The organism is uncultured Sunxiuqinia sp. (assembly GCF_963974515.1).
Lineage (GTDB): Bacteria > Bacteroidota > Bacteroidia > Bacteroidales > Prolixibacteraceae > Sunxiuqinia.
In genome coordinates, this window is record NZ_CAXBDD010000024.1 from 14,175 (window position 1) to 29,216 (window position 15,042).

Below are 15,042 nucleotides of genomic sequence, written 5' to 3' on the forward strand. Positions count from 1 at the left end.
AAAATAATACTTAAAAGTATTTATTCAGAATTTCTTACTTAATAAACCTATAAATTTCTTTCCGCTCTAACACAAAGGCCAACAACAAAAACAAGCCAATCAGCAATGTATGAACCATGTACATCCACACAGAAGGTGTGATACTTAATATTTCCGCTGCAAAAAATACAGACAAAGCAGTCACAAAATAGAGCCCAATTCGCTTAAGAGGATAGCTGACCGGAAAATACTTCTGTCCAAAAATATACGATAGAACCACCATGGTAATGAAACAAACTAGCATCGACCAGGCCGAAGCGGTATAGCCAAACTTTGGTATGAATATAACATTCAATATCAAACTAATGCCAGCACCAACCAAGGCAAAATAAGCTCCAAAACGAGTTTTATCGGTTAGTTTATACCAAAGCGAAAGGGTGTAATAAATCCCTAGAAAGAGATTCGCCATCAAAATAATCGGCACCACATTCAAACCGGAATGATACTTTGAATCGACGATCAGTTTCACCAGGTCGATGTACAAACAAATGCCCAGAAAAATGATCAAGCCAAAAATCACAAAGTATTTCATGATAATGGCATACCCTCGCTTGTTGTCATCAGACTTGACCTGGGAAAAGAAAAAGGGCTCGAAGGCATAGCGAAAAGCTTGGATAAACATGTTCAGAATGACCGCCAACTTAAAATTGGCTCCGTAAATTCCCAGCTGCGACATGGGATCCTGACTTTCAGGGAGCAACTTAGGAATCAATATTTTATCTATATTTTGCGTGACCATACCGCCAATTCCCACGATGAGAATGGGGAAGGAATACCAAACCATTTCTTTCAGTAACTTGCGGTCGAGTCTTAGTTTCACTATCATTTCGGGAACCAGCAAAACCAAGGCGATACCGGAAGCTATCAGGTTGGAAATAAAGACGTAGCCAACACCTATTTCAGGAGAGTAAACCAGCTTAACCCAACTTTCCGGACTTGATTTCAACAAGGCCGGACAAATACTCAAAAAGAAAATATTCAAAAAAATGGTCACGAAAATGCCAATGAATTTCAAAACAGCAAACTTCACTGCCTTCGACTCAATACGTAATTTGGCGAAAGGAATCGCTGCCAAGGCATCGAGTACAACAATCAGGGCTACCCACCGAATGTACTCAGGGTGTTCTTGATAGTCGATCCAGCCAGCGATGGTATCGGAAAAAGCGAGCACCAAAAGTAAAAATACAAGAGAGGTCGAAAACAACGAAATTAAGGCACTGGAATAAGCCTTTTCTTTGTTTTCCTTTTTCGAAGCAAAACGAAAAAAGCCCGTTTCCATGCCGTAGGTTAAAAAAACCAGCAAAAAAGCCATGTACGAATATAAGTTCGTAACCACTCCATACTCGGCCGTCAAAAAAATAAAGGAATAATACGGAACCAGCCACCAGTTGATAAAGCGTCCAACGATGCTACTCATGCCATAAATAGCTGTTTCTCCCGCCAGTTTCTTAAATGTGTTCAATGTTCAAAATTTTTTCAAAGATAGGGATTCAGCCTGTTTTTTTTCATCCAAAAAGATTTTGTTTGGTTTCAGTCTTTTAAAGTTTGTGTATTTTTATTCCCTCAAGACAAACCGAATTAAAAAATGAAGTTTAAAATATTCCTTTTATTACTGGTAGCATCGTTTTTCGTTGGTTTTATTTCATGCTCAAATAAGTCGCAAAGGTCTCGAAAGCCCGTTGCTAAAATTACGATTCACCCAAAAAAAAACAAGTATGAATTTGGTGATTCAATTACCATTTCAATTGCTGTTAAAAATAAAGATGGCGAACTGAAAGACTCAAAACTTTACATTAACAACGAATTGGTTTCAAGCAGCAACAATTTGGAATTCAAATATTCAATTGCAAATTTGAATGCTTTAGGAAAACACAGTATTAAAGTGTTGGCAACCAAAACAGATGGGGTAGAGGGTGTTACCTTTCAGTCGTACGAAGTAGTTTCCGATGTCAGGCCCGAATATTATGGCTACGAAGTGGTGAACACCTATCCTCATAGTGTCGAACATTTCACACAAGGACTTGAAATTCATAATAATAATTTTTACGAAAGCACCGGAGAAAAAGGCAAATCAGGTATTTACCAGTTTGATTTGAAATCCGGAAATATTTTGAAATCCTTTAAAATGGAAGACCAGTATTTTGGTGAAGGAATTACCATTTTCAACGATAAAATTTACCAATTGACCTATAAAGCGCAGAAAGGTTTTGTGTACGATTTAAACACCTTTGCACGAATTGATTCATTCACTTTTGACACGCCTGAAGGTTGGGGATTGGCACATGATGGAACACATTTAATCAAAACCGACGGTTCAGAATTCTTACATTTTATTGACCCGGAAAACTATCAGGTCGAAAAGAAAATTCAAGTGTACGATGAAAAAGGGCCGGTGAAATTTTTGAATGAACTTGAATTTTACCACGGTGAACTTTACGCCAACATCTGGACGACCAATAACGCAGTAAAAATTGATCCCAACACCGGAAAAGTATTGGCTAAAATAAACTTCGACGGACTGCTTTCCGTGCTTTACAACCCCGATAAACCAATTGACGTACTAAATGGAATTGCCATTCATCCTGACAATGGAAAAATGTACATTACAGGAAAACTTTGGCCTCATTTATACGAAGTAAAACTGATTAAAAAAGAGTAGGGGCTTGTCCGCCTCCGTAGTTTATCTTCCCCAAGTGTTTGTATGCGCGCTCGGTAACTTCGCGTCCTCGAGGCGTGCGTTTGATAAAACCTTCCTTTATCAGAAAAGGTTCGTACACTTCTTCGATAGTCCCCGAATCTTCACCCACTGCTGTTGAAATGGTAGAGATACCAACTGGTCCACCGTTAAATTTATCGATGATTGTGGTTAATATCTTGTTATCCATTTCATCCAAACCGTGCTGATCAATATTCAAGGCTTCAAGCGAATAACGCGTAATTTCCAAATCAATTTTTCCATTTCCTTTCACCTGGGCGAAATCGCGTACCCGACGAAGTAGAGCATTCACAATACGGGGTGTACCACGGCTTCTCGACGCAATTTCAACGGCCGCCTGATCTTTAATTTCCACATTTAATATTTTAGCCGATCGCTTCACTATACCAGTTAAAATATTCAAATCATAATATTCAAAATGGGCATTGATTCCGAAGCGTGCCCGAAGCGGACTGGTTAGTAATCCTGACCTTGTAGTTGCTCCTATCAATGTAAAAGGATTTAGCTCCAATTGAATTGAGCGTGCACTGGGACCTTTATCAATTAAAATATCGATTTTATAGTCCTCCATAGCCGAATACAAATATTCTTCGACTATGGGGCTCAAACGGTGAATCTCGTCTATAAATAGCACATCACTTATCTCGAGATTAGTCAGCAAGCCGGCCAAATCGCCTGGTTTATCCAATACCGGACCGGATGTCAGTTTCAAATTCACACCCAATTCATTGGCAATAATGTTTGATAGGGTGGTTTTTCCCAATCCGGGCGGACCATGCAGCAAAACATGATCTAAGGCTTCGCCGCGCATATTTGCAGCTTGAACAAAGACCTTGAGGTTTTCGATAATCTGCTTTTGACCTTTAAAATCATCAAAGGTCAGTGGCCGCAACTGTTTATCGAAATCCACATCTTTCGCAGAAAATGAATCGTCGTGAAGATCTATTGGGTCAGACATAAAACTGTACTTTTCTTAGCGAACAAATATAGCTTTATTTCATGAAGAGTTGGCTGCCTGCTATTTTACAATCTCCAGATCCTGGAAAATCTGCTTTAGCTTTTCGATATCGAAAGGCTTAGCCATAAATTCATCCATTCCATAAGAAATGCATTTGTCACGGTCATTATCCATTGTGTTTGCGGTAAGAGCGATGATAGGCGTTCGGGTATTTAAGTTGTTCTGTGTTTCCAGCTCCCTTATTTTCACAGTTGCCTCCAGTCCATCCATTTCAGGCATCATTAAATCCATCAAAATGACATCAAACTGGCTTTCTCTAAACCTGTCCAAAGCCTCCAATCCGTTGTTGGCAATGGTAACATTGTGATTGTACTTCTTTAAGCTAAATGTTACTATCCTCTGATTCAGCACATTATCTTCTACGAGCAATATTGAAAGTTTCTCCTCCATCCACGAATACATTAAGCTTTGTAAAGTTAATCCTTAAAAAAGACAAAAGGAAACCCTATTATTCGAATAATTTTTAATTGAACATGTCTAACACCTATTTATTATTTATTGTTTTAATGAAATTTAAAGATGAATATTATAATAGCCTGTTGATTGGATGTATAATTTTTGGGCTAATTTGTTGCATTCTTTAAAAGAATATTGTTGTTGGAGATTTATTCACGAGTTGTGCACATATTTTCATGCTGTAAATCAAATCGATCTAAGTTTAATCAACAATTGTTGATAGCGGTTCATTTTTAAAATTTATTTGATGAATTTACCTGTTTCATTGTTGATTTGTTGCGTATGACTTTTAAAAAAGAATCCTTGATATTTTCATTAAAAAAAGGTATTCGAAATTAGATTCCGAATTATAAAATATAATTTTGGGTTTTTATTTGTTATCAATCAACAGCAAAGGAAAAGTAATTAACAAATGAGCGATTTCTTAAATTCTTCACAGGGAGTGATTTAAAAACTATGACGAAAAGCTATAAACATCTTGTTGATAAGCTCAATTCTTACATCAGAAAGTACAACTTTTATCAGATGATTAAAGGTCTTATGCTTTTTATTGTACTGGTAATCAGTTATATTATTCTGATTTCATTGATTGAGTATTTCAGCTACATGTCTTCTGCGGTTCGTAGTGTTTTGTTTTATTTTACTATTTTTCTTTTTGCGATTATCGGTGTTGTTTATTTTATTATCCCATTATTTCGGTTGCTTGGCTTGTTGAAAACGATGAATTATGAGAGAGCTGCTGAAATAATTTCGGCACGCTTTACTGGAATTGAAGACCGCTTGCTTAATATTATAGAGCTGGCGAAACTTGAAAAGGAAACGGATCAGTCTTTGGTTTGGGCGAGTATCGATCAAAAAATTGATCAAATTAAGCTGTTTGATTTTTCAAAGGCTGTATCGTTCAGAAAATTAAAAAAGAGTGTTTCTCTTTTATTTGCACTTGGCGCGTTTGGTGTGATTCTTTCCATGGTGGTGCCTGGTGTTTTTACTGAGGCATCGAAACGCTTGCTGGCGTTTGAACAAACATTTGTAAAACCGGCGCCATTTAGTTTTGTCCTTGTAAACGACAGTTTGCTGGTAAAAAGGGGAGATCGGCTAACCTTGTCAGTAAAGTGTCAAGGTAGGCAGATTCCGGATGTACTCTATGTAAATATAGGTGGCTCCAATTATTTGATGAATAAGCAGGAAAACTTATATTCATATGAATTTGAGCATATTAATAGCGGATTTTCGGTTTATTTTACTGACTTAGACTATCAATCAGAGCGTTATTTGGTGGAGGTTTTAGCGGCCCCGGTGATTTTGGATTACACCGTGACGATTGTTCCTCCCTCCTATACGGGATTCGATACCAGAAAAGAACGTATGTTAGGTGATTTGGAGGTTCCGTTTGGTTCTCAAATCAACTGGGTATTTCATGCGATTGATACGGATTCGCTTATTTTTAGGGTGGATGGAAAACCAGTTAAAGTTGACGAAGATGGGGATGAATTTCAGGTTAATGCGGTAGCTAAGACTAATTTAAGTTATTCAATATCAATAAAGAATGATCATTTTAATTACGAGGATTTGTTGAGTTTTTCAATTGAGATCATTCCCGATTTGTACCCTGAAATTAAGGTGGTTCAGTTACGTGATTCAGCTGAATTTACCCGGTTTTTCTTTAAAGGAAGCATTGCTGATGATTATGGTTTTCATAAGTTGGCTTATCACTTGGTTATCAATCAAAACGATAGTTTGATAGAACTGCCCGTGGTGAACAATTTACATCAGCAAGACTTTTATTTTACCTATGACTTTAAGGACTTGGCGGGTGTTGCTGATCAGGTAGATTATTATTTTTCAGTTAGCGACAACGATTATTTTCATCATTATAAAGAAGCCGTTTCTGAGACGTTCCATTTTAAGTTTCCTTCGAGAGAGGAATTGGAGGAGTTGGACGATAAAAATTTTAGGTCGTTGGAAAATTTGATGGTTGAAAGCATGGAGTTAACCAATGAAATTCAAAAGGGCATTGAAGATTTAAAGTTTAGGAGTTTAAGTGAGAACTCTTCGAGCTGGGAAAAGCAGCAATTGGTTTCTGAGATTGTAAATAAGAAGAATCGTTTGGAAGAGATTCTAAAAAAGGTTCAGCAGAAAAATGCTGATATGAATAGTTTTAAAAATTCCTTTTCTGAAGAAAAGGCGGAATTGATTGAGAAACAAAAGCAGATTGAAGGTCTGTTGCAAGACGTTTTTGATGACGAATTGAAAAAGCTTTTCGAGGAATTTAATGATCTGGCTGAGGAGTTTGATCAATCAAAATTTGACGAATTGTCTCAGCGTTCAGATATGTCGATGGATGATTTGTCTAATCAGTTGGAGCGGAACCTTCAGATGTTGAAACGAATGAAAGTAGAGCAAGAGATTGAGAATGTGATCGATGGATTAGCTAATTTGGCGGAAAAGGAGGAATTGAACGCGCGTCAACTCGATGAGAGTCGAATATTTGAAGAGACAAGGGAAAAGGAGCGTGAGAATAGGGGAGATTTTAAGTTGATCAGCGATGATTTGAGAGACGCTTTGCAATTGAATGAGTCGCTTGATAAGCCGATGAATTTGCATCCTATGGGCGATGAGTTTGAAGAGATTGATTCGAATTATGAAGAGATTGAGGAGTTGCTTAATGATCGGCGAAAAAATAGATCGGTAGAACAAATAGATCATAACGCGAAAAGTTTGGAGAACGCGTCCTTTGGTTTAAACCAAATGTTAGCCATGAATCAGCAGAGGCAGAGCATGGAAAACATCCGCGATTTGCAACAGATTTTGGATAACCTGGTTTACTTGTCGTTAAGGCAGGAAATGCTGCATGATGAAATTCGTGGCATCAGTGAAAGTGACCCGCGATTGTCAAGGGTTCGTGTAGATCAAGATCGGCTCATAAAGCAAAGTGGTGTTGTTAAGGATTCTTTGTACGCGGTAGCTAAACGGACGCCGGAGATTGGAAACGTGGTTATAAAGGAATTGGAAAAGCTCGATTTTTCGATGGACCGGGCTTTAAGTGAACTCGTGGAAAGTAGATTTGGCACTGCGGTAAGTCATCAGCAAATGGCAATGACTGCGGCAAATAATATGGCTTTGTTTTTAAACGAAGCGTTGGAGAACCTGCAGAAGCAAATGGCTAGTTCAATGCCCGGCGATCAACAATGCGATAAACCGGGTGAAGGAAGTAGTTTAAATATGCTTAAAGATGCTCAAAAAAATTTGAAAGAACAGTTGCAGCAGATGATCGAGCAAATGAAGAATGGAGAATCCGGGCGGATGAGTGAACAGATTGGCAAAACCTTGGCACAGCAGGAGATGATGCAACAAATGGTTAGGGAGTTGATGATGAATTCTGGTGTGGGGAGCTCGGCCAAAGAGCAATTGAAACAAATTAATCAATTGCTTGAGCAAAATAACGTGGATTTGGCCAATAAGGAAATCACAAGTGCGATGATTAGTCGGCATAATTTAATACTCAACAAATTACTTCAGGCGGAGATGGCTGAGATGGAGCGAGATGTGGAAGATGAACGGGAGTCGAGGACGGTTGATGAGACTTTTTACAGTAACCCAATTGAGTTTTTTGAGTATAAACAGCAAGAAAAAGAATTCATGGATGTTATTGAAAGAAATAATTACCAACTTAGAATTTTTTACGATCGGAAGTATCGCGATTATATCAATAATTTAAGAAAGGAAAATTGAAAAGAAGACTCACTATACCATCTCATCTAACCTACTTGTATGATGTTGAGCGGTTCATGCATTCATTTTTGGCCGACGCAGGGCTTCCTGAAACGGTATTTGGAGCTGTTATTTTAAGTGTTTGTGAGTCAACTAATAATGCGATTTCACATGGAAATGGGCATGATATTAACAAATTGGTGGAAATTAGGGTGGAGTATGATAGAAATAGCATTTGTATTGAAATCGAAGATGAAGGCGTTGGTTTTGATGTGCATGAGATACCAGACCCGACTGAAGCAGGTAACATAAAAAATGAAAGAGGAAGGGGAATATTCATTATTAGGAATTTGGCAGATGATGTTGAGTTTGTGAATAATGGATCGTTGGTAAAAATCAAATTTAAACTGAGTCGTGAGCATCAACTTTTACTTTGAGGAAATTGAAGAATTTCAACTGGACCTACCAAAATCCAAAAAATGGATTAAAAATACAATTTCAAAAGAAGGGAGTCAACCCGGCGATATTACGTTTATTTTTTGCAGTGATGACTATCTGCTGGAAATTAATAGGCAATATTTAGATCATGATTATTACACGGATATCATCACCTTTGATTACGTGGAAGGCGATCTGATATCTGGGGATATTTTTATTAGTGTTGATCGGGTGAGGGAGAACGCTGCTACTTTTGGAGTGAGTTTTTTAAACGAGCTAAACAGAATTGTTATTCACGGTGTTTTACATTTGTTGGGCTATAAGGATAAGGAGCCTGAGGAAAAAGAGCTGATGACTACGAAAGAAGACACGTATCTGCTTGATTATTGAACGAAGATATGGCGGGGCATTTTGTGTTCCGGAGTTATATCGCGCCGTCATTAGGTTCGGAGAAAAAGGTTTTTGTTTGGGTGACCTTAAGTTTTTCTGTTTTAAGCTTTTCTATTAATTTTGCCCTCTAATTTTTTTGATGATGATATTACCGTTTTATGATGTAATTGTTGTGGGAGGAGGTCATGCCGGTTGCGAAGCTGCGACGGCGGCTGCCAAATTGGGATCGAAAACCTTATTAATAACCATGGATATGGGCAAGTACGCACAGATGTCCTGCAACCCTGCTATTGGTGGGATTGCTAAAGGACAAATTGTGCGCGAGATTGATGCGCTAGGCGGTCATACCGGAATTGTGGCTGATCGTTCCGGCATTCAATTTCGAATGTTGAACCGCTCAAAAGGACCAGCGATGTGGAGTCCGCGCGTACAAAATGATCGCTTTCGGTTTTCAGAATACTGGCGGACAATTTTGGAGAATACCGATAATTTGGATCTCTGGCAGGATGCAGTCATTCATTTGATCATTGAAAATGGCGTTGTCAAGGGCGTGAAGACGAAGATTGGTGTGGAGTTTCAATCTAAAACCGTGATTTTGACAAATGGTACCTTTCTGAATGGTTTGATGCACATTGGGCAATCAAAAATGGAGGGCGGTCGAATAGGGGAGTCAGCTTCTTATTTCATCAGCGATCAGTTAGCTGCTGCTGGCTTTAAAACCGGGCGGCTGAAAACTGGTACCCCGGTCCGTATAGATGGGAGGTCAATCGATTTTTCAAAGTTGATCGAGCAAAAAGGGGATGAGGGGCACTATAAGTTTTCCTATTTGCCAGATGTGAAGTCTGAACTTAGGCAACGCAGCTGCTGGATTACGCACACTTCTCCGGAAGTTCACGAGGTTTTGGAACAAGGGTTTGATGAATCTCCCATGTATGATGGAACGATTCAAAGTACGGGACCGCGATATTGCCCAAGTATAGAGTCAAAACTGATTACATTTGCGGAGAAACAGCAGCACCAGCTTTTTCTGGAGCCGGAAGGTGAAACCACTCATGAATATTATTTGAACGGTTTTTCTTCCTCTTTGCCGTGGCAGGTTCAGTACGAAGCTTTGCGGCTGATTTCAGGATTGGAGAATGCGAAAATCTATCGACCGGGCTATGCGATCGAATACGATTATTTCGATCCAACACAACTGTTTCATACCCTGGAAACCAAGTTTATTAAAAATCTCTATTTCGGAGGACAGATTAACGGAACGACTGGGTATGAAGAAGCGGCGGCGCAAGGAATAATAGCTGGTATTAATGCGCATTTAAAGGCCCATGACGGGCTTGAATTTGTATTGGGCAGGGATGAGGCTTATATTGGAGTTTTGATTGATGATTTGGTCACTAAAGGCGTCGATGAGCCTTATAGGATGTTCACTTCGCGGGCTGAGTACCGTATTTTGTTGCGACAGGACGATGCTGATGCCAGGTTAACGCCACGAGGATTTGAGTTGGGATTGGCGTCACAAAAGCGGATGTCATTGCTTGAAGAAAAGGTCAAGTTGCGCGATGATATTATAGAGTTTGTTTCAAATTTTTCGATCAAACCAGAGTACATTAATGAATTGCTTGTTTCGAAAAATACAACGCCGCTGAAGCAAGGGTTGAAGTTGAAAGATGTTATTGCCCGGCCTCAAATTTCGATATTTGATGTGATTGAGCCGGTAACGCCGTTTAGGAAAATGCTTGAAAGAATACCAGCAGATCGGTACGAAGAGATTATTGAATCGGCGGAAATTCTGATTAAATATTCTGGATATATTGAACGTGAAAAGTTGATGGCCGATAAGTTTAAGAGACTCGAAGATATTAACATCGAAGATAAGTTTGACTACGAAAAGATACACACGATTTCTACGGAGGCGAGGCAGAAATTGACTAAGATTAAACCAAAGACAATCGGGCAGGCGAGTCGGATTTCCGGGGTGAATCCGTCGGATATTAATGTGCTTTTGGTGATGCTGGGTCGTTAATGTTCCACGTGGAACAACAAATTAAAATCAACTATGAATTTAAGAGAAATCATTAGAGAAGTACCGGACTATCCGGTAAAGGGAGTTAGTTTTAAAGATATTACAACTCTGCTGAAAGATCCTGGTGCATTCAATGAAGTGGTAAATCAGGTCCATGAAAACTTCAAAAATAAGGGAATTACAAAAATTGTTTCCCTTGAATCGCGCGGATTTATTGTGGGTGGAGCTGCTGCATATTTATTGAATGCTGGCTTCGTTCCCATTCGGAAAAAAGGAAAATTGCCTGCCGAAACCGTGGCCGAATCGTATGAGCTGGAGTACGGATCAGATACGATTGAGATACATAAAGACGCCTTGACTGAAGATGATGTGGTATTGATTCATGATGATCTTTTAGCTACTGGAGGAACTGCTTTGGCGGCTCTTAATTTGGTTGAAAAAATGAATGTCAAGAAAGTCTATTTCTCATTTATCTGTGACCTCAAATTCATCGAAAACGGGAAGAAAGAACTGCTTTCAAACTACGAAACCCACACCTTGGTTGAATATTAACTTGGCTTTTTCAATTGAAATATTCAGCAGTAAATAGGAATATCGAGGCATTAAAAAAGCAGGTTTCAGTCCTGCCAGGCAAGCCGGGAATTTACCAGTATTTTGATGAGGCGGGTAAAATTATTTACGTTGGCAAAGCTAAAAATCTCAAGAAGAGGGTTGCTTCCTATTTTTCAAAAAACCATGAAAATCGAAAAACTGCCTTGCTCGTCCGATCCATTGCGGACATCAAGCACCTGGTGGTTGAGACGGAGCAGGATGCACTTTTGTTGGAGAATAATCTGATTAAAAAGTATCAACCCAGGTATAATATTCGATTAAAAGACGATAAAACTTACCCTTGGATTGTCATCAAAAATGAGCGTTTTCCTCGTGTTTTTTTAACCCGGAATGTCATCCGAGACGGGTCGCAGTATTTCGGTCCTTACACTTCGGTTGTCACCGTGCGCACTTTATTGGATTTGTTTCGCAAACTGTATAAACTCAGAACGTGTAAATACAATCTCTCAAAAGAGAATGTTGAAGCTGGCAAGACAAAAGTCTGTCTCGAATATCACATCGGGAATTGTCTGGGGCCTTGCGAGGGGAACCAAACGGAAGAGGATTATAACGAATACATTTTCGAAATACGCGATATTTTGAAGGGAAATATCGCGATTGTCATTAAATATTTGCGCGATTTGATGCAACAATATGCCGAAAAATTTAAGTTCGAAGATGCCAATTCGGTAAAAGAAAAACTGCAAATTCTCGAAAAATTTCAAAACCGATCCACTGTTGTGAGCTCGACAATAACCGATGTGGATGTGTTTTCGATTGATATGGTTGAGAAAGCGGCTTTTGTCAATTACCTGAAAGTAATTAATGGGGCGATTGTGCAAACGTACACTACTGAAATCAGAAAAGCTTTGGATGAGTCAAAAGAGGAATTGCTGCAATACGCGATTGTTGATATTCGTCAAAAGATTTTCTCAAACGCGCGTGAACTACTGGTTCCTTTTCAACCCGAATTTGAACTGGAACATGTGAAGTTCAAAGTGCCCGAGCGGGGAGACAAGAAAAAACTGTTGGACTTGTCGTTACGGAATGCGAAATATTTTAGGCTTGAAAAAGAAAAGCAACATATTTTAGCCAAGCCAAAAGACAACACCAAGCGGATCTTGGAAACTTTAAAGAGAGATCTTCAGTTGAAGGAATTACCGGTTCAAATCGAATGTTTTGACAACTCTAATCTGCAGGGCTCAAATCCTGTTGCAGCTTGTGTAGTTTTTAAAAATGGAAAGCCTGCAAAAAAGGAATATCGCCATTATCATGTAAAAACGGTTGAAGGACCCAACGATTTCGCTTCCATGGAAGAAATTGTTTACCGCCGATACAAACGTTTGTTGGAAGAAGACAAAAGCTTGCCGCAATTAATTATTATTGATGGGGGAAAAGGACAATTAGGAATGGCTTTGAGTGCGCTGGAAAAATTGAGTCTCCGTGGAAAAATCGCTATTATTGGAATTGCGAAAAAACTCGAGGAAATATTTTTTCCAGGCGATTCGGTGCCGCTTTACCTCGACAAAACTTCGGAGAGTCTAAAAGTAATTCAGTTTGCGCGTGACGAAGCGCACAGATTTGGAATCACTTTTCACCGCCAGCTGCGATCGAAGAATTTTATCAAGTCGGAGTTGGAAGAAATTCCGGGAATAGGAGAGAAGACCATTCAAACGCTTCTGAAGCGATTTAAGAGCGTTGAGAATTTAAAAAATCAAGCCTACCAGACGGTGGCTAACGAAATAGGCGATTCTAAGGCGGTTAAAATATTCGATTTTTATAAATTAAAGCACTGAAAAACAGATTTTTGAGGAAGATATTTTGCGAAATTTGGGACATCAAAGTTCAATTCAATCTAGCTCAATTTCGATACTTGTCATCGGTGTTTAGTAGGCCGAGGTACGAAAAATAACGGCTGTCGGCAATTTCTCCTTCATTGACATATTTTTTCACCTCACAACCTGGTTCATGGGTATGGGTACAATTGTAGTACTGGCATTTTTCGAGAAGCTTGAACATTTCAGGAAAATAATGTGAAATCTCTTCTTTCTCCATCTCCAAAACACCAAAACCTTTGATCCCGGGTGTGTCAATAATGTAACCGCCGAAACTCAGTTCAAACATTTCAGAAAAGGTTGTCGTGTGTTTTCCGGTTTGATGATAATCCGAGATCTCCTTCGTTTTCAAATTTAGTCCTGGTTCAATTGTATTAATCAAAGTCGATTTTCCTACACCGGAGTGACCCGCAAAAACATTGGTTTTATTTTTCATCCAGCTTTTAAGTGTATTGATGCCAATATTTTTTTTGGTTGAAGTTTTCAGACAACGGTAACCAATCTTTTCATACAATTCAATCATCGCATCCATTTGTCTGGTCTGTTCGTGATTGTATCGATCGATTTTGTTGAAAATTAAGGAGCAAGGAATGCGGTATGCTTCAGCCGACACTAAAAAGCGATCGATGAAGGTGGCGGTGGTAATGGGATAGTTTATGGTGACCACTAAAAACGATTCATCAATATTTGAAGCAATAATGTGCGACTGTTTAGACAAGTTTGGAGATTTCCGAATAATATAGTTCTTTCTTTCTATAATGTTAGTTATCAGGCCATTGATAATATTTGTGTTGTCTTCTGATTCCTTTTCAGCCAATCTAAATTCAACATGATCGCCAACGGCAATCGGATTGGTACTTTTTATGCCCTTTAAACGAAAATTACCTTTGATTGTGCATGCCACAATGTCGCCGTTTTCAGACTTCACCGAGTACCAGCTCCCGGTAGATTTTATGACGATTCCTTTGTTCAAATCTTAAATTTTTGAGTGAAGAATGTTTATCTTTCGATCTGTATTCTAATTCAAAAGTAAGAAAAAAATAGTGAAACGTATTTTAAGTTATAATGTTAATGGCATTCGTGCCGCTTTAAGTAAAGGCTTTCTTGACTGGTTATCATTGGAAAATCCAGATGTTGTGTGCTTGCAGGAAACCAAGGCACAGCCTGGACAGATGAGCGAGGAGGCTTTTCAAGCGATGGGCTACCAGATTTATGCTCATTCGGCTATCAAAAGAGGCTATAGTGGAGTGGCTATTCTTAGTAAGGAGAAGCCGGATCAGGTAATCTACGGCATGGGTAACACCAAGTATGATACAGAAGGAAGGGTGATAAGAGCTGATTTTGCGGATTTAAGCGTTATCAGCGTGTATTTTCCCTCAGGAACTACCGGAGGGCCCAGACAGGCGTTTAAAATGGATTTTCTGTCCGATTTTCACGCTTATCTGAACGACCTACGCAGAGAGCGGCCCAGTTTGGTTATTTCAGGCGATTACAACATTTGTCGTTTGTGGATTGATATTCATAACCCGGAAAAGCAGCAAAATACCTCCGGCTTTCTGCCCGAAGAACGGGAGTGGTTTCAGCAGTTTGTGGACGATGGTTATTGCGACAGCTTTCGCGAAGTTGTTGCTGATCCGCATCATTATTCGTGGTGGAGCTACCGCGCCGGATCGCGTGCCAGGAATAAGGGCTGGCGAATTGATTATCACATGTTGAACGAACCTTTGAAATCAAAGGTTGTAGCCGCGGGCATTTTGTCTGATGTGGTTCATTCAGATCATTGTCCGGTATGGGTTGAACTGGATGTGTGAGCGAAACGTTCCAC

At 39.3% G+C, this 15,042-nt stretch carries 12 protein-coding genes; 8 read left to right on the plus strand and 4 right to left on the minus strand.

The features are described from left to right. Positions 1-34: 34 nt before the first annotated feature. On the minus strand, positions 35-1,501 hold the full coding sequence (locus tag AAC033_RS07830) for a polysaccharide biosynthesis C-terminal domain-containing protein (protein ID WP_339736799.1): 1,467 nt from the start codon (positions 1,499-1,501) through the stop codon (positions 35-37). Between the two features lie 123 nt (positions 1,502-1,624). Here AAC033_RS07830 and AAC033_RS07835 point away from each other — a divergent pair, with 123 nt between their 5' ends. Continuing rightward, complete coding sequence (locus AAC033_RS07835; RefSeq protein WP_339736800.1) at positions 1,625-2,698, plus strand: glutaminyl-peptide cyclotransferase; 1,074 nt, start codon at positions 1,625-1,627, stop codon at positions 2,696-2,698. Here the strand turns inward: AAC033_RS07835 and ruvB are convergent. Both ruvB and AAC033_RS07845 read right to left on the minus strand, forming a co-directional pair. Then, positions 2,685-3,713: a Holliday junction branch migration DNA helicase RuvB gene (ruvB, locus tag AAC033_RS07840; protein ID WP_339736801.1), complete on the minus strand. Its 1,029-nt coding sequence runs from the start codon at positions 3,711-3,713 to the stop codon at positions 2,685-2,687. The two genes, AAC033_RS07835 and ruvB, sit on opposite strands and share 14 nt — an antisense overlap. Before the next feature lie 60 nt (positions 3,714-3,773). Continuing rightward, positions 3,774-4,163, minus strand: a complete 390-nt coding sequence (locus AAC033_RS07845) for a response regulator (protein WP_339736802.1) — start codon at positions 4,161-4,163, stop codon at positions 3,774-3,776. A gap of 522 nt (positions 4,164-4,685) precedes the next feature. Between AAC033_RS07845 and AAC033_RS07850 the strand changes: the two genes are divergently transcribed. The 6 genes from AAC033_RS07850 (at position 4,686) to uvrC (ending at position 13,178) form a co-directional block, all read left to right on the plus strand. Beyond that, complete coding sequence (locus tag AAC033_RS07850) at positions 4,686-7,961, plus strand: hypothetical protein (protein ID WP_339736803.1); 3,276 nt, start codon at positions 4,686-4,688, stop codon at positions 7,959-7,961. Then, on the plus strand, positions 7,958-8,377 hold the full coding sequence (locus tag AAC033_RS07855; RefSeq protein WP_339736804.1) for an ATP-binding protein: 420 nt from the start codon (positions 7,958-7,960) through the stop codon (positions 8,375-8,377). The genes AAC033_RS07850 and AAC033_RS07855 overlap by 4 nt, the downstream gene beginning before the upstream one ends. Beyond that, positions 8,355-8,768 (plus strand): rRNA maturation RNase YbeY, encoded by a 414-nt coding sequence (gene ybeY / locus AAC033_RS07860; protein WP_339736805.1) that lies wholly within the window; start codon positions 8,355-8,357, stop codon positions 8,766-8,768. Before AAC033_RS07855 ends, ybeY begins: the two co-directional genes overlap by 23 nt. Positions 8,769-8,907: 139 nt before the next feature. Continuing rightward, positions 8,908-10,791, plus strand: a complete 1,884-nt coding sequence (gene mnmG, locus AAC033_RS07865; protein WP_339736806.1) for a tRNA uridine-5-carboxymethylaminomethyl(34) synthesis enzyme MnmG — start codon at positions 8,908-8,910, stop codon at positions 10,789-10,791. Positions 10,792-10,824: 33 nt separating this feature from the next. After that, a complete protein-coding gene (locus AAC033_RS07870; RefSeq protein WP_339736807.1) occupies positions 10,825-11,343 on the plus strand; it encodes an adenine phosphoribosyltransferase in 519 nt (172 codons plus the stop codon). A 14-nt stretch (positions 11,344-11,357) separates the two neighbouring features. Beyond that, the gene (uvrC, locus tag AAC033_RS07875) at positions 11,358-13,178 is read left to right on the plus strand and encodes an excinuclease ABC subunit UvrC (protein WP_339736808.1); all 1,821 of its coding nucleotides are present in this window, start codon (positions 11,358-11,360) and stop codon (positions 13,176-13,178) included. Between the two features lie 64 nt (positions 13,179-13,242). Here uvrC and rsgA read toward each other — a convergent pair whose 3' ends face one another. Then, on the minus strand, positions 13,243-14,190 hold the full coding sequence (rsgA, locus tag AAC033_RS07880; RefSeq protein ID WP_339736809.1) for a ribosome small subunit-dependent GTPase A: 948 nt from the start codon (positions 14,188-14,190) through the stop codon (positions 13,243-13,245). A gap of 70 nt (positions 14,191-14,260) precedes the next feature. Here rsgA and AAC033_RS07885 point away from each other — a divergent pair, with 70 nt between their 5' ends. After that, the gene (locus tag AAC033_RS07885) at positions 14,261-15,028 is read left to right on the plus strand and encodes an exodeoxyribonuclease III (RefSeq protein ID WP_339736810.1); all 768 of its coding nucleotides are present in this window, start codon (positions 14,261-14,263) and stop codon (positions 15,026-15,028) included. The last annotated feature ends 14 nt before the right edge of the window (positions 15,029-15,042 follow it).

Coding starts and splice junctions, on each gene's coding strand:
- AAC033_RS07850 (WP_339736803.1), top strand. CDS start 4,686: ATGACGAAAAGCTATAAACATCTTGTTGATAAGCTCAATTCTTACATC.
- ruvB (WP_339736801.1), bottom strand. CDS start 3,713: ATGTCTGACCCAATAGATCTTCACGACGATTCATTTTCTGCGAAAGAT.
- AAC033_RS07870 (WP_339736807.1), top strand. CDS start 10,825: ATGAATTTAAGAGAAATCATTAGAGAAGTACCGGACTATCCGGTAAAG.
- AAC033_RS07845 (WP_339736802.1), bottom strand. CDS start 4,163: ATGGAGGAGAAACTTTCAATATTGCTCGTAGAAGATAATGTGCTGAAT.
- mnmG (WP_339736806.1), top strand. CDS start 8,908: ATGATGATATTACCGTTTTATGATGTAATTGTTGTGGGAGGAGGTCAT.
- AAC033_RS07835 (WP_339736800.1), top strand. CDS start 1,625: ATGAAGTTTAAAATATTCCTTTTATTACTGGTAGCATCGTTTTTCGTT.